This window comes from Halomonas sp. LC1 (genome assembly GCF_030247125.1).
Classification (GTDB): domain Bacteria; phylum Pseudomonadota; class Gammaproteobacteria; order Pseudomonadales; family Halomonadaceae; genus Vreelandella.
On record NZ_JASSPG010000004.1, the window covers coordinates 201,699 to 227,322 of the forward strand.

The 25,624-nt window shown below is 58.4% G+C and carries 12 protein-coding genes and 1 tRNA gene; 10 read left to right on the plus strand and 3 right to left on the minus strand.

Annotated elements, in window-relative coordinates:
* Nucleotides 1-141: 141 nt before the first annotated feature.
* The 3 genes from QIT27_RS08475 to QIT27_RS08485 all read left to right on the plus strand — a co-directional run bounded on the left by QIT27_RS08475 (nt 142) and on the right by QIT27_RS08485 (nt 4,549).
* Complete coding sequence (locus QIT27_RS08475; protein ID WP_285263467.1) at nt 142-3,390, plus strand: PAS domain-containing protein; 3,249 nt, start codon at nt 142-144, stop codon at nt 3,388-3,390.
* A gap of 123 nt (nt 3,391-3,513) precedes the next feature.
* Nucleotides 3,514-4,002 (plus strand): pyridoxamine 5'-phosphate oxidase family protein, encoded by a 489-nt coding sequence (locus QIT27_RS08480; protein WP_253015840.1) that lies wholly within the window; start codon nt 3,514-3,516, stop codon nt 4,000-4,002.
* Nucleotides 3,995-4,549: a CAP domain-containing protein gene (locus QIT27_RS08485; RefSeq protein ID WP_285263468.1), complete on the plus strand. Its 555-nt coding sequence runs from the start codon at nt 3,995-3,997 to the stop codon at nt 4,547-4,549. Before QIT27_RS08480 ends, QIT27_RS08485 begins: the two co-directional genes overlap by 8 nt.
* 27 nt (nt 4,550-4,576) lie before the next feature.
* Here the strand turns inward: QIT27_RS08485 and QIT27_RS08490 are convergent.
* A tRNA-Arg gene (locus tag QIT27_RS08490) sits at nt 4,577-4,653 on the minus strand.
* Between the two features lie 69 nt (nt 4,654-4,722).
* Entirely contained in the window at nt 4,723-5,670 is a 948-nt protein-coding gene (locus QIT27_RS08495) for an AEC family transporter (RefSeq protein ID WP_285263469.1), read from the minus strand.
* Between the two features lie 130 nt (nt 5,671-5,800).
* Between QIT27_RS08495 and QIT27_RS08500 the strand changes: the two genes are divergently transcribed.
* On the plus strand, nt 5,801-8,878 hold the full coding sequence (locus QIT27_RS08500; protein WP_285263470.1) for a sensor domain-containing phosphodiesterase: 3,078 nt from the start codon (nt 5,801-5,803) through the stop codon (nt 8,876-8,878).
* Nucleotides 8,879-8,890: 12 nt separating this feature from the next.
* Here the strand turns inward: QIT27_RS08500 and QIT27_RS08505 are convergent, their stop codons facing one another.
* Entirely contained in the window at nt 8,891-10,906 is a 2,016-nt protein-coding gene (locus QIT27_RS08505) for a sensor domain-containing diguanylate cyclase (RefSeq protein ID WP_253015800.1), read from the minus strand.
* Nucleotides 10,907-11,171: 265 nt separating this feature from the next.
* On the opposite strand from QIT27_RS08505, the gene QIT27_RS08510 reads away from it, so the two are divergent.
* Genes QIT27_RS08510 through QIT27_RS08535 form a run of 6 tightly spaced genes read left to right on the plus strand, consistent with a single transcriptional unit; the run spans nt 11,172 to nt 25,522 of the window.
* A complete protein-coding gene (locus QIT27_RS08510) occupies nt 11,172-13,190 on the plus strand; it encodes a capsule polysaccharide biogenesis protein (protein WP_285263471.1) in 2,019 nt (672 codons plus the stop codon).
* A gap of 1 nt (nt 13,191) precedes the next feature.
* Nucleotides 13,192-14,427, plus strand: coding sequence for a capsule polysaccharide biogenesis protein (locus QIT27_RS08515; protein ID WP_285263472.1), 1,236 nt, complete (start codon nt 13,192-13,194; stop codon nt 14,425-14,427).
* A gap of 29 nt (nt 14,428-14,456) precedes the next feature.
* Nucleotides 14,457-15,245 carry an SDR family NAD(P)-dependent oxidoreductase gene (locus QIT27_RS08520; protein WP_285263473.1) on the plus strand — a complete coding sequence of 263 codons (789 nt, stop codon included), beginning with the start codon at nt 14,457-14,459 and terminating at the stop codon, nt 15,243-15,245.
* Nucleotide 15,246: 1 nt separating this feature from the next.
* Nucleotides 15,247-16,866, plus strand: coding sequence for an LTA synthase family protein (locus tag QIT27_RS08525; protein ID WP_285263474.1), 1,620 nt, complete (start codon nt 15,247-15,249; stop codon nt 16,864-16,866).
* Entirely contained in the window at nt 16,863-24,194 is a 7,332-nt protein-coding gene (locus QIT27_RS08530; RefSeq protein ID WP_285263475.1) for a type I polyketide synthase, read from the plus strand. The genes QIT27_RS08525 and QIT27_RS08530 overlap by 4 nt, the downstream gene beginning before the upstream one ends.
* A complete protein-coding gene (locus QIT27_RS08535; RefSeq protein WP_285263476.1) occupies nt 24,191-25,522 on the plus strand; it encodes an aminotransferase class I/II-fold pyridoxal phosphate-dependent enzyme in 1,332 nt (443 codons plus the stop codon). Before QIT27_RS08530 ends, QIT27_RS08535 begins: the two co-directional genes overlap by 4 nt.
* Nucleotides 25,523-25,624: the final 102 nt, after the last annotated feature.

A 25,624-nucleotide genomic window follows, 5' to 3' on the forward strand; every position in this document is an offset into this window, starting at 1 on the left:
CGACGTCTCTCTCTACACCCCTTCGCAATAAGCCATTATGCTGTGGTAAACGCCTAACGGCTCGTTATAAGTTTAGCGATAACGGCGAGTGCTACGTGCGCCTTGCACACTTTCAGTAGGTCACCTGACGATGGTCACGCCATGACAACACCCCAGGGCTCAGACAACCGTGTTGCCCATTCCTCTGAGTGGAATGAGCGCCACTTGCTCAACTACGAGAACGACCCCCGCTTCGATCGTATTACACGCCTCGCACAACGGGTGTTTAGCGTCTCGACCGCGCTCGTTTCATTGATCCATCAAGATCGCCTACTGTTCAAATCGTGCCAGGGCCTGTTAGACGCTAACGAGGCGCCGCTTGAGCGCTCCTTTTGCAGCCACGCCATTCTGGAGAGCGACTATCTCATCGTCGAAGATGCCCTAAAAGATGCCCGCTTCATCGACCATCCCATGGTCACGGCCGAACCGTTCATTCGCTTTTATGCCGGGATGCCTCTGCACACGCCCTCGGGCCAACGGGTAGGCACGCTATGCCTGATCGACGACACTCCACGCTCACTGGACCAAGATCAAATCGCCCTGCTGCGTGACATGGGCGCCATGGTAGAAGAGCTGCTCAAAAGCGACATTGGCAACCACGCCTCACGCGAGGCGCTGGCCCAAGCGCTGCAAGAGAGCGAACGCCGCGCACGGCTTGTAATCGAAGGTACTCGCGTCGGCACCTGGCAGTGGAACGTACAGACCGGGGAAACCCTCTTCAACGAGCGCTGGGCGCAGATCGTGGGTTACACCCTCGATGAGCTGAGCCCAACCACGATCGATACATGGCTAGACCTAGCGCACCCCGACGACCTTGCCCACTCCGGGGCGCTGCTCAACGCCCACTTCCGTGGAGAGACAGAGAGCTATAGCTGCAAAGCGCGAATGCGCCACAAACAGGGGCACTGGGTATGGGTGCATGACCGTGGCCAAGTTTTCGACTGGACCCCAGATGGCCAGCCGCTGCTGATGTACGGCACGCACACCGACATTACCCACGAAGTCGAGGCGCAGCAGGCCCTTCAAGCCAGCCGAGACGAATTTGCTTCGCTGTTGAGCAACATGCCCGGTGTGACCTACCGCTGCTTGCCGGATGACAACTGGACGATGCTCTACATCAGTGGCCAAATCGACCGCGTCAGCGGCCACTCGGCAGAAGCGCTGATCAATAACGCGAGCCTTAGCTACGCCGACATCATTCACCCCGACGATGCCACGAGCGTCGGTGACGCCATCGAAGCAGCACGCGTTGCCAACGAAGGCTGGCACGTCGAGTACCGCATACGCCACCGTGATGGCCAATGGCGCTGGGTCGAAGAGCGCGGCAACTGGGTGACAGGAGATCCTCTGCACCCTGTCATCATGGAAGGCTTCATCGTCGACATTACCCGCGAACACGATGCGCGCGCCCAGCTTCGCAAACACCACGATGCGCTGCTGCTGCTCAACGATATCGCCTTCAACGCCCTCGACACGCTCGATGATAAAATTCAGTACGCGCTGTACAAGACGCGCCACTACCTCGGCCTGGATCTGGCCATTCTCAGCCAGATCGAGGGCGACGTTTACACCGCCCGTTGGGTAGACGCCACCTCCTCTTTTCCCCTCGATGCCGGAGAGCGCTTCGATTTAGGAAGCACCTGGTGCCACCTGCTCTTTACCGGGCACGGAAAAGAGCTCTTCGTTGCCAACGTACCCAAGAGCGACTTCCACGCCCATCCCTGCTATCAGGCCTTCCCGCTGGGTGCCTATGCCTCACTGGTGATCGACGTGGAGGGGCAGGTGTTCGGAACGCTCAACTTCTCCTCGGCCACCCCAAGAGCCACCGACTTCGACGAGAGCGAAAGGCTCTTCTTGCGCCTGCTGGCACGCTGGCTAGCCGATACGCTGACCAACAGTTTAAGCAACGAACGTATCACCAAGCTGATGGCCCAGCTACCTGGGGTGATTTATCAATACCGGCAGTTTCCAGACGGCCGAGCCACGTTCCCGTTCAGCTCGCCGCAAATTCAAACGCTCTATGGACTAACGCCCAAGCAAGCCGCCCAAGACGCGACCCCGGCGTTCGACCGCCTTCATCCCGACGACCTCGCTCCCGTAGCCGCCACCATTCAGCACTCGGCCAGCACGCTCGACGACTGGCACGCGACCTATCGCGTCAGAAATGCGCAAGGGAGCTACCGCTGGACGGCCGGTCAGGCCCGCCCGGAACGGCTCGCGGATGGCAGCGTGTTATGGCATGGCTACCTGCACGACATCCATGAACAGGAGCAAGCCCGCAAAGCCATGGAGCGCAACGAGAGCCGCCTAAGAGGCCTCTTTGAGTTTGCCCCTATCGGCATTGCCCTCAACGATTTTGAGAGCGGACAGTTCATCGACCTCAACGACGCTCTGACCCTGCCTTCCGGCTACACCCGAGAGGAGTTCGTCAACCTCAGTTACTGGGACCTAACCCCACAGGAGTATCAAGCCGTTGAAGAAGAGGCCTTGGTGAGCCTCAAAACCAACGGCCGTTATGGGCCCTTTGAAAAAGAGTACATCCGCAAGGATGGCACCCGCTACCCGGTGCGCTTGCAGGGCATGCTGAGCCACGACCCCGACGGACGCCCAGTGATCTGGTCACTCATCGAAGACATTACCGAGCGTCGCCGGTTGGATAAAATGAAAAACCAATTCATCGCCACCGTGAGCCATGAACTACGTACGCCACTCACATCGATCAATGGGTCACTGGGCCTGATGGCAGGCGGTGCCGTAGGCGTGCTTCCCGCCCCCGCCAATGCGCTTTTGGAAACCGCCCAACGGAACGTACAGCGGCTTGCCACACTGATCAACGATCTGCTGGACATGGAAAAATTGGTGGCGGGCAAAATGCCGATGAACTTGTCAGCGCAGCCGCTCACGCCGCTGGTGGCAGAGGCGGTCGAGTCCATGGCAGGCTATGGAGAGCAGCATGGTGTCCGCATTCACGCCACGGCACCGTGGCCAGACGTGATGGTTAACGTCGATGGCCCACGGTTGATTCAAGCGCTGACCAACTTGATGTCCAACGCCGTGAAATTCACGCCGAAGGGCGAGTCCGTCGACATCTCGGTGGCTTTCCAGAGTGGCAAAGCGGTCATTTCCGTTCGCGATTACGGCCCAGGCGTCGACCCTGCGTTTCAACCTCACCTCTTCAAGCGCTTCTCTCAAGCCGACGGCAGCGATACGCGAAAACTGCCCGGCACCGGCTTGGGCCTTGCCATTACCCGAGAGATTGCCCATCAGCTGGGCGGCGAAGTGAACTATCGAGATGCGCAAGGCGGTGGTGGCGAGTTCTATATCGAGCTACCGGGAGAACCGATTTGCTGATTTTCCTGATGGCAGCTAGGCTAATGACAGGATTTGTACAGCATCCCCCAAATCCCGTTAGCTTTTGCATAAGCATTGACGCTTGGCAAAAGACCGCTAGCCATTCATAAGGAGAGTGACACCATGTCTAGCCCAGAGCATAAGCAAAAAATCTGGAAGATGATCAAGGATATCAAAGTCGGCATGCTGGTCACGCTGGACCATGACACGCCCCGCGCCCGCCCAATGCATCTGGTACAAGACGAATACGACGGCACGCTCTGGTTCTTCACCCGTCGCAGTGCTGAGAAAGTGCTAGAGACCCAAAGCGACCACGATGTGTGCCTGAGCTTTTCGGATCAAGAAGACGGGGTGTATGTCTCGTTATCCGGCAAAGCCAACGTGATCGACAACCGCGAGCTGATCGACAAATACTGGAATCCCTTTGTGGCTGCCTGGTTCCCGGAAGGCAAAGACGACCCGGATGTCGCCCTACTGGAAGTGAAAGTAGAAATGGGCGAACACTGGAAAGCCAAAGAGAGCAAAACGTTCCAGCTTTACGAGATTGCCAAAGCCAATCTCAAAAAAGACGCCACGCCCGACTTGGGCGAAAATGAGAAATTCGGTGGATAAGCCACTCACAAAGCGCCCGCTTTTGCGGGCGCTTTTATCTACCTCGCTTACGGTGATGGTTGGGATAGACAGCCCGTTTACATGGGCAGCAAGCGACACAGACGCCACTTCCACCGCCTGCGCCCCTACCGAACAGCAGCAACAGATGCTGGCACGTGTTAACGAGGCCAGAAACCAAGCCCGCCAATGCGGCGAACAATCTTTCAACGCCGCCGGCCCCCTCACCTGGAGCTGCCCGCTCACCGCCGCCGCGCAAGCTCACGCCGACGACATGGCCGAGAATGACTACTTCAGCCACACCGGCCAAGACGGCAACAGCGTAGACGAACGCGCCACCCAACAAAGCTACGCCTGGCGCACCGTCGGCGAAAACATCGCCGCTGGCCACACCACTGCCGACGCGGCTATCGAAAGCTGGATCAACAGCCCCGGCCACTGCCATAATTTAATGAACGATGATTTTACAGAGATGGGTATGGCCCACGCGGAAAATGCCGACGCGCGGTTTACGCATTATTGGGTGCAGACGCTGGGCGCGCCGCGGTGACAGAAAAGTCACGAAGAGAGAGGTGTTTGGCGTCCCTGGCAGGAGTCGAACCTGCGACCTGCCGCTTAGGAGGCGGCTGCTCTATCCTACTGAGCTACAGGGACTTACGGGGCGAATAGTATAGCGTTTTGATTCGCCTCGGCCAACCAGGGGCTTGGAAAAGCCATGCTGGGCTATATCCAACCCAGCAAACGCAGAGCGAAAATGCCTAGGGTCACGGTGACGCTGGCCATGAGCGTGGTCATGGCGATGATGTTGGCAGCCAACGCGACGTTGCCATTGATCGCTTTGACCATCACGAAACTGGCGGCCGCCGTGGGGCTGGCGAAGAAAAGAAACAGCAACCCCAACTGGCTGCCTGAGAATCCCATCAGCCAAGCGGCCGCCGTGGAAAGCGCTGGAAGTATCACCATTTTGAGACTGCTGGCACTCAGTGCCACGTGGCTGCCCTGTCGCATACTCGACACCGAGAGCGTCGCGCCGATGCAAATGAGGGCGAGCGGTAACGTCAGCGAGGCGAAGTAGTTGCCCGACGTCATCACCCAACTAGGTAGCGGGATGGACAACGCAGTGAACGGTAATGCCGCCACCACCGATAGAATCAATGGGTTTTTGATGATGTGGCCCAGCAGGCTACGCCAGTCGGTCGCTTGGCCAGGTTGGTACGCCGCTAGGGCGATGACGGACAGGGCGTTGTACATCACGATCACCACGCCCAACAGCAAGCTGCCAGCGGACAACCCATAGTTGCCGTACATGCCCGCCGCCAACGCCAATCCCACGATCCCGCAGTTCCCGCGAAACGCCCCTTGTACGTACACGCCCCGATCCTCTCGAGGCACACGCAGATGCGCCCAGCCCCAGCTCAGCAAAAACTGGCCCAGCGTGGCGAAGGCAAAAAAGAGCAGTAACGGCACATCCAGGGCAACGCTTAAGTCAGCGTTGACGAGACTGAGAAAGATCAGCGTTGGTAGCGTGGCTTTGAACACCAGAGACGACGCCGTCGAAATGAACGCGCTATCGATCCAACCCAGGCGTTTCAGAGCGATCCCTATGAACACCATGGCAAAGACAGGTAGGGTGACATCTAGGGTGCGAGTAAAGAGTTCGAGTAGGTCCACGAAAGCGCTCTCAGTCGAATAAGCATCCTCTTATACTCTACCGTTGACTAAGATTTGTCGACTCGCTAGACAGCCACGCCACCATAAGGGAAAGTAAGCAAAAACGCGCACCGTCACTTATAGGTCACTTATGGTTCCGCCAGTCAGCCATGAAAAAGAAGAGCAGCGCCTTCTCACGCTCAAGCGCTATACCTTGGGCGACCTTTCGGCGGATGACCACTTCGACCGTATTACTCAACTGGCGGCGGCCTACTGCGATATGCCCATCGCACTGATCACGCTGGTCGATGACACCCATGTCTGGATCAAGAGCGGCGTAGGCAAACCCGCCGAGAGCATGCTCAGAGAGCGCTCCTTCTGCGGTACCGCGATCGAAGAGCGGACCCTCTATGAAGTGCCAGATGCCCGTGAACACGCGTCCCTGAGAGAGCTTCCGCTGGTGGCCTTGCCGCCGCATATCGTGTTTTATGCTGGCGTGCCCCTGGTGGCCGATAATGGCAGCGTGATCGGTACGCTGTGCGTGATGGACAAGCAGTCGCGCCAGCTCTCGAATAGCCAGAAAGAGCTGCTTCAGCAGCTGGCCAGTAGCACGGTGCTGCAATTCGAACACTACCTGTCTCAGCGGGCCTACCACGCCATCAGTAATGCGGCGATTGGCCTATGGGAGATGGACGTACCCAGCCGTGCCACCCACTGGAACGATGTCGTCAATGAGCTTTACGACGTAGGCAAACGCGATGCTCGCACGTTCGAGCAACGCATGGACGCTTACACGCCTGAAGACCGCCAGCGGCTCATGACCGCTATCGACACGGCCATCGAGCACCGCGTGGCGTTTAACGATACGTTTCAACTGACGACCGTCAGCGGTGAACCGCGCTGGGTCAGAATTACCGGCAACCCGCTGGTGGTGAGTGACCGTGTGGTGCAGCTCATCGGTACGATGCTGGACGTCACGCCACGCAAGCAGATCGAAACCCAGCTGTTGCGCCAGCAGGCGTTAGAGCAAGCCATCATGCGCGCGCAAGCGAGCTTCATCGACGGCCAGGGCGATGCCAAGGCGCTCAACCCACTACTGGAAGACCTGCTGGCCCTCACCAGCAGCGAGTATGGCTTCATTGGTGAAGTTCTTTACGACGACACGCAAGCACCCTATCTCGTCGCGCATGCGATCACCGACATCACTTGGGATCAAGCATCCAAACAGTTTTATGATCAAAATGCCCCCAACGGCATGGTATTCAGCAATCTCGACACCCTGTTTGGTCATGTAATGCGCCATGAGACGGTCGTCATTTCTAACGCGCCCGCTATGGATTCTCGCCGTGGCGGTCTGCCGGCCGGGCATCCGCCACTCAACGCGTTTTTGGGCGTGCCGATTCACTTTAACGGCCACTGCATTGGGATGATCGGCCTCGCCAACCGCCCTAACGGTTATGATGACACCTTGGTGGAGTTCTTGGCACCACTGCTGGGAAGCATCGGGCAGTTTATCAATAACCTTCGCAACCACCGCCAGCAGCGCCAAGACCAGCAGGCCATTGCCCGGCTGTCGATGGTGGCGAAAAACACCAGTAATGGAGTGGTGATCACCGACGCACAGGGCAACATCGAGTGGATCAACGACGGCTTTACGCGGCTCAGCGGCTACACGTTCGACGAAGCCATTGGCAAAAAGCCGGGAAAACTCGTTCAGGGAAGCGCCACCGATAGCGCTACCGTACGCCGCATTGCTCATGCGTTGCGATATCGCCAACGTTTTGAAGAGGAGCTGCTGAACTATCGCAAAGACGGCACGCCCTACTGGGTGCACATCAGCTGCAACCCGTTACCCGCAGGCGAACAGTCCGGTGGGGGCTTCATCGCCATCCAGTCCGACATTACCGACACCAAGCGTCATGAAGAGGCGCTGTATAAAGCCGCCAACATCGATGAGTTGACAGGCCTTCCTAATCAGCGTCTGGCGCGCACGCAATTAGAGGCGCTGACTCGGCAACGCGAGCCTCTGACGGTTTATGTGCTGAATATCGATGATTTCAAACGCCTCAATGATTTGTTTGGCTACGCCGTCGGCAATCGTATTTTGAAGCGTATCGCCGAACGTTTGGCGGCCTTGGTCGCTCCGCTACATCAACAGGGCATTGCCGCGCGGCTTAGCGGCGACGAGTTCGTGGTGGCGGCCCCCACCCAGCAGCTCAGCCCTTCAGCGTTGCACCAAGCCATTCAGGAGCCCATGCAGATACACGGTCATACGTTGAAGCTCACCACGTGTATTGGCATGACATGCTACCCAGAAGACGAAGTAGACTCGGACACGCTTTTTCGCCATGCATACCAAGCGCTGTATCAAGCCAAAACCCACGGTGTATCGCAGTGTGTGCGCTACAGTACCGATGAAGAGCACCTAACTCGGCTACGTCAGCAAGAGCGTACTGCCATTCAACGCGGGCTGAGCAACGAGGAGTTCCAACTTTTCTACCAGCCTCAGGTCGATTTGCAGACGAAGGAGGTCGTGGGGGCCGAAGCGCTGATCCGCTGGCAGCACCCCAAGCGGGGACTTTGTGCGCCAGGGGAGTTTCTCCCCCTCATCGAAGGTAGCGAACTGGAGTTTCGGCTAGGCGAATGGGTCATCGAAGCGGCTCTAAAACAGCTTCAACAGTGGGAGCGTGCCGGTATCACGCTTCAAGTCAGTGTGAATATCAGCCCACAACACTTGCTGCATCAGGGCTTCTTACCGCAGTTAGAACAGCTCTTGGCACGATATGCCGATGTTCCCACCCAACGATTGGCCATCGAGATTCTAGAATCTGCCACGCTGGATGATATGCAAGCGGCGCTGCACGTACTCGAAAACTGCCAACGGCTGGGCATCGATGTCGCGCTGGATGATTTCGGTACCGGTTACTCGTCGCTGGCTTACTTCCGCCGCCTACCGGTGCAGTTGATCAAGGTCGACCGTGACTTCGTTCGCGATATGCTGGATAGCGAGGATGACCGTGCGATCGTGGAAAGCATCGTCTTCTTGGCGAAGAAGTTTTCACGCCCCGTGCTAGCAGAGGGTGTCGAGACGCTGGAGCACGCCAAAGCGCTGCTGTCATTGGGGTGTTATTTGGCTCAAGGTTATGGTATTGCACGCCCCATGCCCGCCGACAAGCTGCCTCAGTGGCTGACCGAGTGGCAACGCGACGGCTTTCTCGATACCTTTTGATCGAAGCGCGCCTTAATCGAAGAGCGCCATGGGATCGAACTGATCCGGCAGCTTCACGATGACCCCATCGCGCCCCTGCCCTTTGGCTTCATAACTGGCGGCATCCGCACGGGAAAGCGCCATTTCGACCGTCTCGTCGTTCTCGTCGAAGGTCGTCACGCCGATACTCAGGGTCACGGTGTACTCTTTACCCTCATGGGTAACGGACACCTCGCTTACCGCCTGACGCAGAGACTCCGCAATACGCTCGGCTTGACTCAACGTGCAGCTAGGCAGCAGCACCCCAAACTCGTCTCCCCCCTGGCGTGCCACGTGGTCACTTCGGCGCACCTCCCACGCCACGATTTGGGCGATCCGGCGAAGCATTTCATCCCCCAAGGCATGACCACCCTCATCGTTGATGGGTTTGAAGTGATCCAAGTCGAACAGCAGCAGCGCAGAGGGGGTGCTGGTCTTCTGGAAGTCGGCAAACGCCTCCTCCAAACGGCGATCGAACCCACGTCGGTTGAGCAGCCCCGTCAGCGGGTCGTGCTCCGCTTCCCAGCGCTGCAACGCCTCCTGTTGGCGGCGCTCGGTGATATCTTTAACGACCCCCACCAAGCCCAACGAATGACCGCCTTTCGAGAGCATGACCACACGGGCGTGAATGTCTAGCCATAGCGTTTCCTGGTCGCTGCGTATGAACCGCAGCTGGCGAACGAAATCGCTGCCGGTTTTCAAGCTGTGCACCCACATGTCCCTGGCACCCTCTCGGTCATCAGGGTGAACCTGCTCCATCCATGCTTCCATGGGCGTATCGGGGGGAATGTCCAACATCTCCAAGAGCGACGGGTTCATATAAGTGATCTTGCCGCCAAAGTTGGCAACAAACATCCCTTGGGGCGTGGCACTCAACACGGAATCCAAAAAGGCCTGGCGCTCTTGCAAATGACCGACCAACTGCTGACGCTCGTGCTCGACACGGTTGAACGTCACCGCGACTTGCTGCAACTCTTGCATGCTCGTGGCTAGGTCCAGACTCGCGCGCTGCCCCATCCCCACTTCACCAATTTGCGCTTCGAGATGATCCAATGGCTTGAGAATCCGCGCCAACAGCCACCACAGTAGTGGCATCATGATGAGCGCCAGCGCAAACCAGATACCCAGCAGCTTATAAATGAATCCTGAGAGCGGTAACTGTGCTTGGTCAGCGGGCAAAAACAGGCCAATCACCCAATCCGCCGGCCAAACCTGGGCATACGCTTGCAGGCTCACGTTCCCATCGGCCAGCTCGGTTACTCCCTCCCCCTTCCACCCTGCCAGCGCCAGCTCCAACAGGGGGTTTAGCTGGTCACTGCGGAGGTCCGCATTGACCAGATCATTGTCAGGATGATAGAGAATCCTGCCCGATGCCGTGGCAACCGCTGCATACCCCTCCTCGCCGAGGCGAATGGTGCCCAGTCGGTTGAAGAGCCCACTGCTTTCCAGGCTGACGATACCGCCAATGAATCCTGCGAATTTGCCATCCTCATCAATGCGCGGAACGCTAATGAGCACCAGGGGCATACCGCTGGCTCGGCCGACGAACGGCTCACTCACATAGGGGCGACGAATGCCGCGCACCATCTTGAAATATTCCAACTCGCCGGTTTCCAAGCCCACCCGCCCGGTAACACTCGGCCAGTCACTGACGATGACTCCGTTTTCATCACTAATGACCAACCCCTCGAACCAAGCGAGCAGCGAGTCGTTCTTTTGCAGCTCATAGTTCAGCCACGTGGAATCATCGGACAGCCCTACGGCGCCATTGAGGCGCTCTAAGGCATTGATACGTTGATTGATCTGTTGAGTGATTTCATCAGACAGCAGGTTGGCTTGATAACGTAGGTGGGCGATGTTGGTCTCGTGCACCATGGTTTTACCCACCTGCCACGCCATGCCCAGCACGGCCCCCGCCAAGATGGCTAGAGCACAAGAAAGTCCCAGCAACAGCCGGCTTTTTATAGAACGAAATGTAATCAGTCGATGAATCAGGGGGGCTAGGCGCACCAGAGTTCCCTATTTCGTTAACTTTCCTTAAATTGAGCCCTCAGTTTCAGCCTCAATCATGGTTCGAAAAATAACTTACCAAAAACAAGTGAAAAGTGCGCGTTGATATAAGTCAACTTAGATAATTTTTTTCTAAACTGTTTCATCACGTAACGCAAGCTTCCGAACGATAAGCCAAGAGCGTGCGAATTGATAACCACGCTTATTTCACGTATGTTCGCCGCCTATCCAGCAAACCACCCGACACAACACTTCGGCACACTTCATGGCAAAACGTACGGCGGGTTTTATCTCTAAAGGCATTGGTAGCATCACTGCGCTCGCCGAATTTTTGAGAGAGTTTGACGACGCTACCCGGATTCGTCCGTTCAGCCCTCCACCGAGTGCCGTCATTGGCTGGGGACTCAAGCCTACCAGCCGCCGGGCCAGACGCTACGCTCAGCGACACCACCTTCCTTATGTGGCGCTAGAAGATGGCTTTTTGCGCTCATTGGGGCTCGGCGTTGCGGGTTATCAACCTCACAGTATGATCGTGGATTACAGCGGCATTTATTATGATGCCTCCCGGCCCAGTGATTTAGAGCAGTGGCTTTCCGCCAACGAGTTCTCTACCGAAGAATTATTACGGGCCGAGCACTGCATGGCGCTATTAAGGCGCTACCGCTTATCGAAATACAACCACGCTCCAGATCGCCCTTTGGCCGTTAACGACGCGACCGTCCTCGTCGTAGACCAAACGGCTGGTGACGCCTCCATCGAGTATGGCAACGCCAGCGCCGCCAGCTTTTCAGACATGCTGGACCAAGCGCTGGCCCGCCACCCCCATGGGAAGATACTGGTCAAAATCCATCCCGACGTGATCGCGGGGAAAAAACGTGGCCATCTCACGAGTGCCCTTCACCACCCTCGCTGCCAAGTGCTCAGCGAAGACATCAACCCGTGGGCTCTCTTCGATCAAGTAGACGATGTCTACGTGGTCACCAGCCAGCTTGGCTTCGAAGCATTGATGGCGGGCAAGCGTGTCCACTGCTTTGGTTTACCGTTTTATGCGGGTTGGGGCCTCACCCAGGATCGACTGCACTGCCCCCGTCGCCAGCGCTCTCGCACGCTCGCTGAAGTCTTTGCAGCCGCCTATTTACGCTACTGCCGCTACGTTAACCCCTATACGCGCCAGCCATCCACGCTGGAAGAGACGATTCACCTTATTGCTGACCAAAAACGCCAGCAAGAGCGACTTAGAGGCACCTGGCTGGCCTGCGGTTTCTCTTCATGGAAACGCCGCTTCATCGGCGATTTTCTAGGGCCAGCAGCTCACGTTCGCTATCAAAAGGCACTTCCCCAACACGCCGTCGACTCTCAACGGTTGTTGGTGTGGTCAAGCCGTATCGACGACGCCTTTAAAACACGGCACCGCGAACTCCTTCCGCACATATGGCGCATGGAAGACGGCTTTATCCGTTCGGTTGGGCTGGGTGTCGATCTCACTCAACCGCTCTCACTCGTCGTGGATCGCTCCGGCATTTATTACGATCCCAGCCAGCCAAGCGAACTCGAAACGCTGCTTAACGAGAGCGCCTTCAGCGATGATTTACTCGCCAGAGCGGCGGAGTTGCGCCAACGCCTCGTTGCTTTGAAGCTCTCGAAATACAATGTGCCAGGAGCGTCTGACGTCGTCTTTCCCGACAACCAAACGATCATTCTGGTACCCGGCCAAGTAGAGAGCGATGCCTCTATCGCCACCGGCTCACCAGACATCAGCACCAATAGCGCGCTACTCAAAGTCGTTCGAGAAGCCGAGCCCAACGCTTTCATCATCTACAAAGCGCATCCGGATGTGATGAGCGGCGCGCGCGTTGGCAAACTCGATACCGACGCTAAACGTCTGTATGATTTGGACGCCAGTCACATCGATATCACCGCGCTGTTAGAGCGCGTAGACGCCGTGCATACCATGAGTTCTCTGACCGGCTTCGAGGCGCTGCTTCGACATCGTCGAGTCACTACCTACGGTTTGCCGTTTTATGCGGGCTGGGGATTGACGCATGATGCCATGCACTGCCCAAGGCGTAACCGTACACTCACCTTGGATGCCTTGGTTGCTGGCACGCTATTGCTGTATCCAAGTTACGTCGACCCCGCCTCTGGCCAGCTCTGTAATGCCGAGACCGTCGTCAGCCTATTGGAGCGGGCAAAGTTACAACAATCGAGTGCACAAAAACCTCACCTTACATGGAAGCAGCGCCTTTATCGCTGCTATCGTAACTTATTGATTGGAAGCCATTGAGTTGAAGCAAAAGCGCGCATTCTTATTCCTACAAGGCGTTTGCTCGCCCTTTTATCAGCGCTTGGCTCGTCGCCTGACCGACGACGGCCACCGCGTCGTGAAAGTTCACTTCAACGCGGGAGACATTGCGTACTGGCAGCGCACCCATAGTCATCACCATCTCTTTCGCGGCCCCTTGAGCGAACTGCCTGCTTACATGACGTCTCTGTGGCAACGTTATGGCATTACCGATCAAATCGTTTTTGGCGACCGTCGCCCCATTCATCGTCCTGCAGTCGATCAAGCGCCTGCTGCTGGCATTCGTACCCACGTGTTCGAGGAGGGCTATTTTCGCCCTTTTTGGATAACGCTGGAGCGCGAAGGCGTCAATGGACACTCGCTATTGCCTCGCGATCCCCAATGGTTTTTCGAAACGGGTAAGGCACTCCCCGAACTGCCTCCTCCCGTGCGCTTTCGGTCATCCTTCAAAATTCGCGCGCTGCATGATGTCGCTTACCACCTAGCCGGGCTCGCCAACCCGCTGGTGGCGCCGCAGTATCGCAATCATGCTCCCATTACTGCGCCGGTGGAGTATGCCGGCTATATCAGGCGTTTTACGCTGCTCAAACAGTGGAAAAAACGCGATGCAGTGCGTATCAAAACGCTGATCGAAAGTGGCAAGCCCTATTTCATGCTGCCCCTTCAGCTCAATACCGATGCGCAAATTCGTGATCACTCCCCCTACGCCAATATGGAAGAGGTCATGGAGCACGTGATGGGATCGTTTGCCGAACATGCACCCAGCGATGCCATGTTATGTATCAAGAATCATCCGTTAGATATGGGGCTGGTGAATTATCCGCAAATCATCGATCGGCTCTCAGACGTTTATGGCCTAAATGGGCGCATCGTGTATTTGGAGTCAGGCGATCTCAATGCACTCATTAAACATGCGGTCGGTACGGTGACCGTCAACAGCACCGTGGGTATCGTATCGCTGGAAGCATCGTGCCCTACCTTTGCGCTAAGCGATCCGATCTACAACTTGGCAGGCCTCACTTACGAAGGCTCGCTCGAAACGTTTTGGCATCAGCCACCGCCACCCATCGCAGCGCTATTTGGCTATTTTCGGAACACCGTCATGCACGCGGTTCAGGTCAACGGCGGTTTTTACTGCCAGCCGAGTATTGATCTCGCCGTCAATAATGCCGCCCACATCCTGGAAGCCTGCCCATCACCGCTGGAGAAGCTGCTGTGAGTGTTGACGCCACAACCGATCCCACAACTTTGGAACAGACAAAACGTTCACGCTGCGTGCTAATCACCGGCGCGACGGGGGCCATCGGCGGAGCGCTCGCCAAGGAGTATGCCTCCCCACAGACGCATCTCATTCTCCATGGCCGTAACACCGCGGCACTGGAACAGGTGGCCAGCGCCTGCCAAGAGAAAGGTGCGCAAGTGACGCTCTCCTCCATCAACCTCACCGATGAGAATGAACTTGCACAGTGGCTGACGACGCTCAGCGCCGAGCAGCTGCCGGATATCGTCATCGCTAACGCGGGCAAGAACACACATCCCGAGCAGTTGGGTGAGCTCGAGCCCTGGACAGACGTTCAAGCCCTGCTGGATATCAACCTCACCACCCCCATTGCCATGGCGCACCACTTGGTGCCTGCTATGCGCGAACGAGGTAGTGGACAGCTGGTCTTTATTAGCTCACTGGCTGGTTGGCATGGGCTACCCAGCACGCCCACGTACAGCGCCAGCAAAGCAGGCATTAAGGCGTATGGCGAAGCCTTGCGGGGCTTGCTCGCCCCCTGCGGTATCGGGGTGACGGTGATCATGCCCGGCTACGTTACCTCCCCCATGTGCAATGCCATGCCCGGCCCTAAACCCTGGGAGTGGCCGCCAGAGCGCGCTGCAAAAGTGATTGCTCGCGGTATCGGTGCCAACCGTGCACGGGTTAGCTTTCCCTTTCCGTTGAATTTTGGCACTTGGTGGCTGGCCGTCTTGCCAGCGGGCGTGTCGCAGTGGCTCATCAAACGGCTGGGTTTTGATCATGTAGGGGGCCAGTAAGATGCTCTCCAGCCTATTAGTGTCGCTTAGCCTGCCATTATTGGTGGGGCTATTGGGCAGCTTAGCGTTTGAAGCGCTGCTATCTCCAAGGCCTACTCCCCTCTGGAAGCGCTCCATCGCCGCGAACACCATCCACTTAGGCAGCTGGTTACTGCTGTTTGGGATATTCACGCTGCTACTTCAGCGCCCTTGGTTTGCCGTGGTCTTTGTGCTTTCACTACAACTGGTAGTGATTCAATCGAGCAATACCAAGTCCAAAACGCTCAACGAACCGTTTATTTGCCACGACTTTGAGTACTTTTGGGACGCCATTCTGCACCCACGACTTTATGTCCCCTTTTTTGGCATTGGCCTCGCCATCGCTGCCAGCAGCGCGGGGGCTATCGCCATTGGCAGCTTCCTCTATTTGGAATCATCGCTGATTAGCCAATGGGGCGCTGGGCTCTTTTTGCAAAGCACCGTATTACTCATTGGGCTGGGCGCACTGCTGCTGGGGATTGGGTTACGCTCACTGGCAGCCGTTTCCCTCCAACCCGTGGATGACCTTCACCGTGTTGGGCTACATGCTAGCCTTTGGGCCTACGGTGTCGCGTTAATGCGTTCGTCACCACCTGATCCCTCGACATCGCCCTACACCGCTGCCAGCCAGCAGGCGGCGGCCGCCCCCCAGGACAGCGCCACGCTACCCAATGTGGTTTTGGTTCAGAGCGAATCATTTTTCGATCCGCGCCCCTGGTGCCCAGAGGTCGCCCCTTCGCTACTACAACACTTCGATATCACCTTTACCGAGGCCGTCGAAAAGGGTGAGTTGAGCGTACCTGCTTGGGGCGCCAATACCGTACGCACCGAGTGCGCGGTGCTCACAGGCCTGACACCCAACGATTGGGGCCCACGGCAATTCAACCCCTACCGCACGCTAAGCCGCCACCCGCTGCCCAGCGTGGCGAGCGCTTTTCGCGCGCAGGGTTACCGCACTATTTGCGTGCACCCTTACCCCGCTACCTTTTACATGCGCGATAAGGTCATTCCGCAGCTAGGCTTTGATACCTTTATCGATATCAGCGCGTTTAGCAGCAGCGATAAGCACGGGCAGTACATAGGCGACCGAGCGGTGGCACGAAAGGTTGGACGCCTGCTGAAAGATGACGATAATAGGCCGCTATTTATTTTTGTGATCACCATGGAAAACCACGGCCCGCTGCATCTGGAAGCGCCCCAACAGGCACGTTTGGCCGATACGCTGCCGAACGCCGCGTGGCCGCTTCCAGGCCATCTGCGGGAGCTCGCCGTTTACTTGCACCATTTAGGTGAAGCTGATCAAATGCTGGCAAGCGTTAAAACAGCGCTAAACGAGAGCACGAGGCCTGGAATACTGGGCTGGTATGGCGACCACGTCCCTATACTGCCCGATGCGTATGGGTACTTCATGCCCCCTACGGGCAGCACCCCATACATGATATGGTCAACGCAACCAACACCGCCTGACCAAATGCCTGCCGAGCAATCGCCGCAGGGAATAGCAGCCAACGAACTTGGCGTCCGGCTATTTAAACAAGTGTTTGGACGCGATATAAGTAACGATGTGATCAAGGCAGAACCAGAACCTCAGGAGCAAGAATGACTAAACGTGTGGCCATCATCGGCGCCGCCCATCGTTTCCCCGGCACCACCCCTGAAACGTTCTGGCAAGACCTGCAAGCCGAAAAAGACCTCGTCACCCAAGTGGCCCCAGATCGCTGGAGCCATGATGCCTTTTGGCACCCTGATAAACGCCATCCAGGCACCAGCGTTACCTTTGCTGCGGGCAGCCTGGGCGATATCAGCGGGTTCGACGCAGAGTTTTTCGGTATTTCCCCACGCGAAGCGGCCAATATGGATCCGCAGCAGCGCATGCTGCTGGAACTCGCCTGGGAAACCATGGAAAGCGCCGGCATTGTGCCCAGCACTCTGCGTGGCAGCCAGTGCGGCGTTTTCCTGGGCGTCGCCAGTCTTGACTACTCTTACCGTTTAGCCGATGACATGTCGGCTATTGATGCTTCGACCGCCACGGGCAACACCTCGAGCATCGCCTCCAACCGCCTCTCTTATGTGTTTGACTTGCATGGCCCCAGCATGTCGCTGGACACCGCGTGCTCGTCCTCCATGGTGGCGTTTCACCAGGCTTGCCAATCCATTCGCAGCGGTGAAACGACCATGGCACTGGCGGGCGGTATCAGCCTGCACTTGCATCCCTACGGCTTTATCATTTTCTCTAAAGCCAGCATGCTCTCGCCCACCGGCCGCTGCCAAGTGTTCGATGAAGCGGGCAACGGCTACGTGCGCTCTGAAGGGGCTGGCCTATTCCTGCTCAAGGACTACGACCTAGCCGTCGCCGATGGCGATAACATTCTGGCCGTGGTCGCAGGCTCAGCGGTGAATACCGATGGTCATAAATCGGGTCTGACGGTACCGAACCCCAGCGCCCAAACCGATCTTATGCGCCGTGCCTATGAACAAGCCGGTATCTCCCCCGATGAGATCGACTATTTAGAAGCACACGGCACAGGCACCGCCGTTGGCGACCCGATTGAAACCCGCGCCATTGGCGAAGCGATTGGCAAACATCGTCAAACGCCGCTGCTGATCGGCTCGGTGAAGAGTAACGTAGGCCACCTGGAAACCGCCTCAGGCGTCGCCGGGCTTGCGAAAGCACTGTACAGCCTACAGCACCGTGAAGTCCCCGCGACCATCGGCATTCGTAAGCTGAACCCACGCATCAAATTCGATGAGTGGAATTTAAGCGTGGTCACTAAAGCCCAGCCGCTAAAACCCGAAGGCCGCTTGGTGATTGGCATTAACTCGTTTGGCTTTGGTGGTGCTAACGCCCACGTGATTTTGGAAAGCGCACCGGAAAAAACCGCAGCGCCTCGCCAAACACCGGATGCCCCGCTGCCCATTCGTTTAAGCGCCCGTAGCGAAGCAGCGCTAACGGAAAACGCCCTTGCCCTGTCTAAGCACCTTCAGGAAGCTGGCCAAGGGTTTTACGATATCGCCCATACGCTGTTCCATCACCGTGAGCAGCACAGCCACGGCGCACTCTGCTTCGCCAGCAGTGCAGAAGAAGCAGCCACGGCACTGCGCCAGTTTGCTGAAGGCGAAGCCAGCCAGGTCATGACGCTGGAGTGCCTCGCCAACGCCAGGGGCCCGGTGTTCGTTTATGACGGTAACGGCTGCCAGTGGGAAACCATGGGCCACGACCTACTGGATACCGACGCCGACTTCACTGCTGCCATTGACCGCGTCGATGCCCTGTTCCAGCGCTACGGCAGCTTTTCACTGCGTGACGAATTAGCAGGCCGTAACCAGCTAAAAGGTGAAGAGAGCCGCTTTGTACGCACCGAAATCGCCCAGCCTGCGCTATTTGCCCTGCAAGTGGCGCTCACCGAGTGGCTAAAAGCCCAAGGCATTACCCCTGCTGCCGTGTTTGGTCACAGCGTGGGCGAAGTTGCCGCCGCTTGGGCCTCCGGCGCGCTCAGCCTGGAAGATGCGGTCAAAGTCATCTATTACCGCAGCGATTTCCAAGGCAAAACCCGTGGCTTGGGTGAGATGACCGCAGTGGCGATGAGCGCTGAAGAGATCGCCCCGTGGCTTGCTAAACCAGCATTTGACCGCGTAAGCCTAGCAGGCATTAATAGCCCCAAAGGCATTACCCTGGCAGGCGACCGAGACCAGCTCAGCGAGCTAGAGGCAGCGCTGAGCGCCGATGGCACCTTTGCCAAGCGGCTGCCGCTGGATTACGCCTTCCATAGCCCCGCCATGGATAGCATCCAGGCAGGCGTGGTTGATGCTCTCGCGGATATCAAGCCCCAAGCCACCCAGATCCCCTATTTCTCTACGGTGACAGGCGCGCTCAGTGAAGGGACGAAACTGGATGCCCACTACTGGTGGCTCAATATTCGCGAGCCGGTGCTGTTCGATAGCGCCGCCACCGCATTGATTGAGCAAGGCTACAACGTCTTCGTCGAAGTCGGCGCGCACCCGATCTTGCGCCGCTACCTCAACGAATCGCTGCGCCAGCAAGAGCGCAGCGGCCTAGTGTTCGGCACCATTGAGCGCCACAAGCCTGGGTTAGACGGCTTGAACCGCACGCTCAGCCAGCTGCTACTCAGCGGATTAAGCGTCAACAGCCAGCGCTTCTTCCCGGTAGAGGGCCAGCGCGTCCTGCTGCCCCGCTACTCATGGCAGCGCACTCACCTATGGGTTCAAGGCACCAACGACGGCCAAGGCCTGCTATCACGCTATTACCAGCACCCATTGCTGGGTTACCCATTAGCGCAGCAAGAGCACACCTGGGAAAGCCAGCTAGACACCAAGCGGCAGCCCTGGCTTGCCGACCACGTGGTAGGTGAAGGCGCGGTCTTCCCCGGCGCCGGGTTTGTAGAACTCGCGCTTGCCGCCGCGCTGCAGCAGAAAGAGACGCCAGTTCTGGATATCGAAGAGCTGGAAATTCGCGCCCCGCTGCTGCTGGACGGCCCTAACGGCCGCACCATGCGCCTTACCCTAGACCCCGATGATGGTTGCCTGGAGATTCTCTCCCGCGAGCCCGCCACGGGAAGCGAGTGGCAGCTCAATGCCGTGGCGCGCCGCATGCGCGAAAGCCGTGGCTTCCTGCTCAATCGCCAAGCGCCAGCGCTGCCTCAGCGAGACGCCGACTACACCCTGGATGAGCACCTGCACATGGCCGAACGTATCGGCCTGCACTATGGCCCTGCGTTCCAAGCCATTCAACGCGGCTGGATTGAGGGCGATAGCGTCATTGGTGAAATCAAACTCTCCGAGGCGGTGGCTGAACAGTTAGATACGCTGCATGTGCATCCCGGCATTCTGGATAGCGCCTTCCAGATGTTTATTCCGCTGCTGGCACAGCACAGTGAATTTGCCGCCCAGCTCGCCTTTGTACCGGTGCGCGTGGGTCGCATTCAGGTCAATGCCGAGGCAGGCGCGCCAGTGCTGGCCCGTGCGGTGATGGGCAAACGTGCCCCGCACTCCTTCACGGCCGATTTTGAGTTATTTGATGCCCAAGGCCGCGCCGTCGCCGTGCTAAGCCAGACACGCTTCAAGGCCATTCGTCTGAACCGTGCGCATCACCAGCATTTCAGCTATCTAGATGTGGAGCTTACTCCTGCCCCGTTGCAAGCCGCCGCGCTGCCGCTGCCTGCGGACGCCTTAACGCGCTTGATGGGGTTAAGCGATGCATATACCGCCAGCACCGGCCAGCGCTATGCGCAAGAAGTCGCGCCGCTGCTGGATAGCCTAAGCGAAGCCTTTACCCAACAGGGCACCAGCCCCGTTCAAGATGACGAAGCGTCATTGGCACCAGAAACCATTTGGCAGCTACTGGTACAAGATTACCCCGACTACTTCGCGCCCATTCACGCTGTGGGCCGTTTGGGCCTGCACCGTGAACCGCTGCTCAACGGCAGCGATACGCTGGAAAGCCTGGGCATTACTTCCGAGCACTTGGCTGGCATCAACCGGGTACTGATCGGTGAAAATGGCTGGCAAGTACTGGCGCGCGAGCTAGGCGCGCTGATGGACGCCTCGCTGGCTACTTTGCCGGATGGACAGCGCCTCAATCTGCTGGAAGCAGGCCCCTGTGCGCCCGCTCTAGGCCAGCGCCTGTTAGAGCAGCTTGCCCACGGCGAGCCAGGGGTGAGCGACCGCTATCGCTACCGCGCGCTCACCACCAGCGACACGGCGCGCCACCAAGCGGAACAGCTGCAAGAGCGCTACCCGCTAATGGATATTCAGCCGTTAGACGAAGCGCTACCGGCATTGGCAGCCGCGCAAAAAGCGCAGCTTGCCTTTGTAAGTGCGGATGTCACCCAGCCTGAGCGCACACGCCAGCTGATTGACGCCCTGCCCGCTCAACTGGCCCCAGGCGCGCAGATCATGGTGATTGGTCTTCATCCAAGCCGCTGGCTGGACGATCTGCTGGCAACGCCGGGCATTGATCAAGCCGCGCTGGAACAAAGCACACTCATCGAGTGGTTGAGCAGCCAGGGACTGAGCGTCTCCGCGCCTATCGAGTTAGAAGAGAGCGGCGCTTACCTGCTGCACGCGCAACAAACAGAGCACAACGATGCCAACGCTCAGGCATCCAGCACCCAAACGCTGCTGGTGGCCGCCACTCAGCAAGAAGCGCTCGCGGCAGCGTTGGCCGAACAGCTGAATAGTCATGCAGGCCACAGCGTATGGCTTCGCATCAGCGATGCAGCGCCGCAAACGCTACTCAACGAAGCGCTTGCCGACCTGCCCGAAACACCTGCGGCATTGAACGTGCTTGACCTGCGTGAACTGGGTAGCACGGCCACGACAGCCCAAACCCAACGCTGCTTTGGCGCACAGCAGTGGTCATTGGCGCTAGAAGCCAGCGGCCTGGAAGCGCAAGGCAGTGCCGTGACGCTATGGCTAGCCACTCAAGGCTATCAACGTGCCGATGACGCCGCGCTATGGGGCTTTGGCCGCTCTCTGGCCAACGAAGCCGTGGGCCACAGCGTCACCCTCATTGACCTGCCTGATACCCCCAGCGCCGCCGCGTTAGCCATCGCGGCAGCCTCTATCGCTGAACCGGATAGCGAAAACGAGCTGGTGATTACCCAGGAAGGCACCCGCTTCGCCACGCGTCTACGCACGCTGCCTGCGCCGCACCCGCAAACCGCTGACAGCGAAGCGCCACGCCAAGCCATGACGCTGGGCTTTACCCTGCCCGGCCAACTGCGCCAGCTACAGTGGCGGCCGCGCCAGCTACCGGAGTTAGGCGCGGATGACGTCGAAGTGCGCGTCAAAGCAACCGGCCTCAACTTCCGCGATGTAATGTACACCCTGGGCCTGCTCTCAGATGAAGCCATCGAAAACGGCTTTGCTGGCCCTACTCTAGGGCTTGAGTTCTCCGGCGAAGTCGTTGCCGTTGGCAGTAACGTGCACCACCTGACACCCGGCCAAGGCGTCGTGGGCTTTGGCCCCGCCAGTTTCAGCGACCGCTTGGTGGCTAGCCAGCACGCCGTGGCTCCGCTGCCCGACGGCGTCAGCTACGCCGCTGCGGCCACCATTCCGACCACGTTCTTTACCGTGTACTACGCGCTGAAGCATCTGGCGCGCCTAGAACCCGGCGAAAAAGTGCTGATTCACGGCGCTGCGGGCGGTGTAGGTATTGCCGCGCTGCAAATCGCCCAGTGGATGGGGGCTGAGATTTACGCCACAGTGGGGTCGGAAGAGAAGCGTGACTTCCTACGCCTGATGGGCGAAGAGCGCCTTTACGACTCACGCTCGCTCACCTTCGCGGAAGAGATCCTCGAAGATACCCAGGGTGAAGGCGTTGATATCGTCCTTAACTCCCTGGCCGGTGAAGCCATCAACCAGAACCTGCGCGCCCTGCGCCCGTTTGGTCGCTTCCTGGAGCTAGGCAAGCGCGACTTCTATGAAAACACCCATATCGGCCTGCGCCCGTTCCGCAACAATCTGAGCTACTTCGGTATTGATTCCGACCAGCTCATGAAGGTGCAGCCCGCCCTCACCCAGCGTCTGTTCGGCGAAATGATGGCGCTGTTTAACGACGGCACGCTCAGTCCGCTGCCGTTTACCGCCTTTAGCCACAGCCAAGTCATTGATGCCTTCCGCTACATGCAGCAGGCGCGCCAGATCGGCAAGGTGGTGGTGACTTACGAACAGCCCATTGCCCCGCCACGCCAGGAGCAGCTAGGCACCGCCCGCATGGCATTACCCAGCGATGCCAGCTACTTGGTGACCGGCGGCCTGGGCGGGTTTGGCCTGAAAACTGCGCAATGGCTGGTAGATAAAGGCGCGCGGGAGCTGATTCTACTCAGCCGCAGCGGTCCGGCCAGCGGTGAAGCCCAAGCGGCCGTGGCAGCCTTCGAAGCCCAAGGCGTGAAAGTGCTGGCAGCGGCTTGCGACATCACCGACCGCGATGCGCTGGCCAAGGTGTTGGAACGTGCGAAAAGCGAGCTAAGCCCGCTGCGTGGCATCGTGCATGCCGCCACGGTGATCGACGACGGTCTGATTCGCAACCTGGATGCCGAGCGCATTCAAAAAGTGCTCTCACCGAAGATCGACGGCGCCAAACACCTGGAAGCGCTGACAGCCAACGAAGCCCTCGACTTCTTCGTACTCTATTCATCGGCGACCACGCTGTTTGGTAACCCAGGCCAAGCCAACTATGTGGCCGCTAACCATTGGCTCGAAGCATTTGCGGCTCGCCGCCGTTCGCAAGGCCTACCAGCTACCTGCGTACGCTGGGGCGCGATTGACGACGTTGGCTTCTTGGCGCGTAACACTCGCACCCGTGACGCACTGCAAGAGCGCCTGGGCGGCTCGGCGCTGCGCTCCGACGATGCGCTCAATGTGCTCGAGCAAATGCTGCTGACGCCCGGGCCAAGCCTGGGCGTACTGGAACTGGAGTGGGGAGCCCTTGCGCGCTTCCTGCCCACCTCCAGCGCACCACGCTTCGATGAGATTGCCCGCGCCAGCGACGACGACGGCAACCTGGATAGCGATGACGATATCAGCGCGCTGCTGGCGGATCTCTCGCCAGAAGAGCTGCACAGCACGATTACCGAACTACTGCGCGCCGAGCTTGCCAGCATTCTGCTGATCGACGAAGAGAAGATCGACGTGAACCGCTCGGTTTATGACATGGGCTTCGACTCGCTCATGGGGGTCGAGCTGATGACCGCGATCGAGAACCGTCTAGGCGTTCAGGTACCGGTGATGGTGCTCAGCGAAGCGTCGACGCTTGATAAGCTCGCGGGCGTGCTGATTCAAAAACTGCACCAGCACGATGAGGATGTTGAAGAGTCGCCACAAGATGCGTTAGCCTCTCTGGCCGCCCGCCACGGTGCGGATGGCCTTAACAGTGAGCCAGCATCATCCCCTGCGACCGAGACACCATGACCGCCAAGCGTTCTGAGTTAAAACGCCAACTTCTGGAGCAAGCGCGCAAGCGTCCAACCGCCAGAGCCGCCAGTCCCTCTGCCTCCAGCGCCCAAAGCGCGGGGGCAGCCCGCTCTGTTCCTGAGCGCTTTACACGCTTTGATGCCCACCCGGGCTATCAACAGCTCATGCTGCTGCGCGAAGGCGCTAAACAGCTTGGCCTGAAAGTGCCCTTCTTCAAGGTACACGACGGCCTTGCCGGGGCGACAAGCGTGATGGATGGCCGCACCTGCATCAACTTCGCCAGCTACAACTACTTGGGCTACTCCGGAGATCCGCGTGTCGTTCAAGCCGCCAGTGATGCAGCCGCCCACTATGGCACCTCCGTCTCGGCCAGCCGTGTGGTCTCAGGGGAGCGCCCTATTCATGGTGAGCTAGAGCGTGCCATTGCCAAGGCCTACGCCGTTGAAGACGCCGTAGCGTTCGTCAGCGGCCACGCAACCAATGTGTCTACCCTTGGCTACCTGCTCGGCCCAAAAGATCTCATCCTGCACGACGAGTATATTCACAACAGCTCGTTAGTGGGCGCACAGCTCTCTGGTGCCAAGCGCATGTCGTTTAGCCACAACGACCCGGATGCCCTGGAAGCACTGCTCACCCAGCACCGCCACCAGTTCGAGCGTGTGCTGGTCGTGATCGAGGGGCTCTACAGCATGGACGGCGACATCCCCGATCTGCCGCGCTTTATCGCCCTCAAACAGCGCCATCAAGCCTGGCTAATGGTCGATGAAGCCCACTCTTTCGGCGTGATGGGAAAAACCGGCTTGGGCCTGCGGGAACACTTTGACATTGACCCCAGCGATGTCGATATCTGGATGGGCACTATGAGCAAAACGCTTTCCGGCTGCGGCGGCTACATTGCTGGCAACACGGCGCTGGTGGAAACGCTGCGTTACTTCGCACCGGGCTTTCTGTACAGCGTCGGCATGCCCGCGCAAGTAGCCGCCCCCTCGCTCAAAGTGCTGGAGCTCATGCCCCAGGAACCCGAGCGCGTCGCCAAACTGCAGGAAATCTCCCGCTACTTCCTAGAGCAAGCCCAAGCCCGTGGCATGGATACCGGCCACAGCATCGGCTCCGCCGTGGTGCCCATCATCGTCGGCAGCTCGCCCCTGGCCGCGCACCTCTCCAACGCGCTGCTGGAGCAAGACATCAATGTTCAGCCCATCCTGTACCCCGCCGTACCGGAAAAAAGCGCCCGCCTGCGCTTCTTCCTCTCCTGCGAACATACCCAAGCACACATCGACGAGACGTTGGACGTGCTTGAAAAGTTGATGGCGAAAGGGATGTGAGTGGTGAGTGGTGAGTGGTGAGTGGTGAGTGGTGAGTGGTGAGTGGTGAGTGGTGAGTGGTGAGTGGTGAGTGGTGAGTGGTGAGTGGTGAGTGGTGAGTGG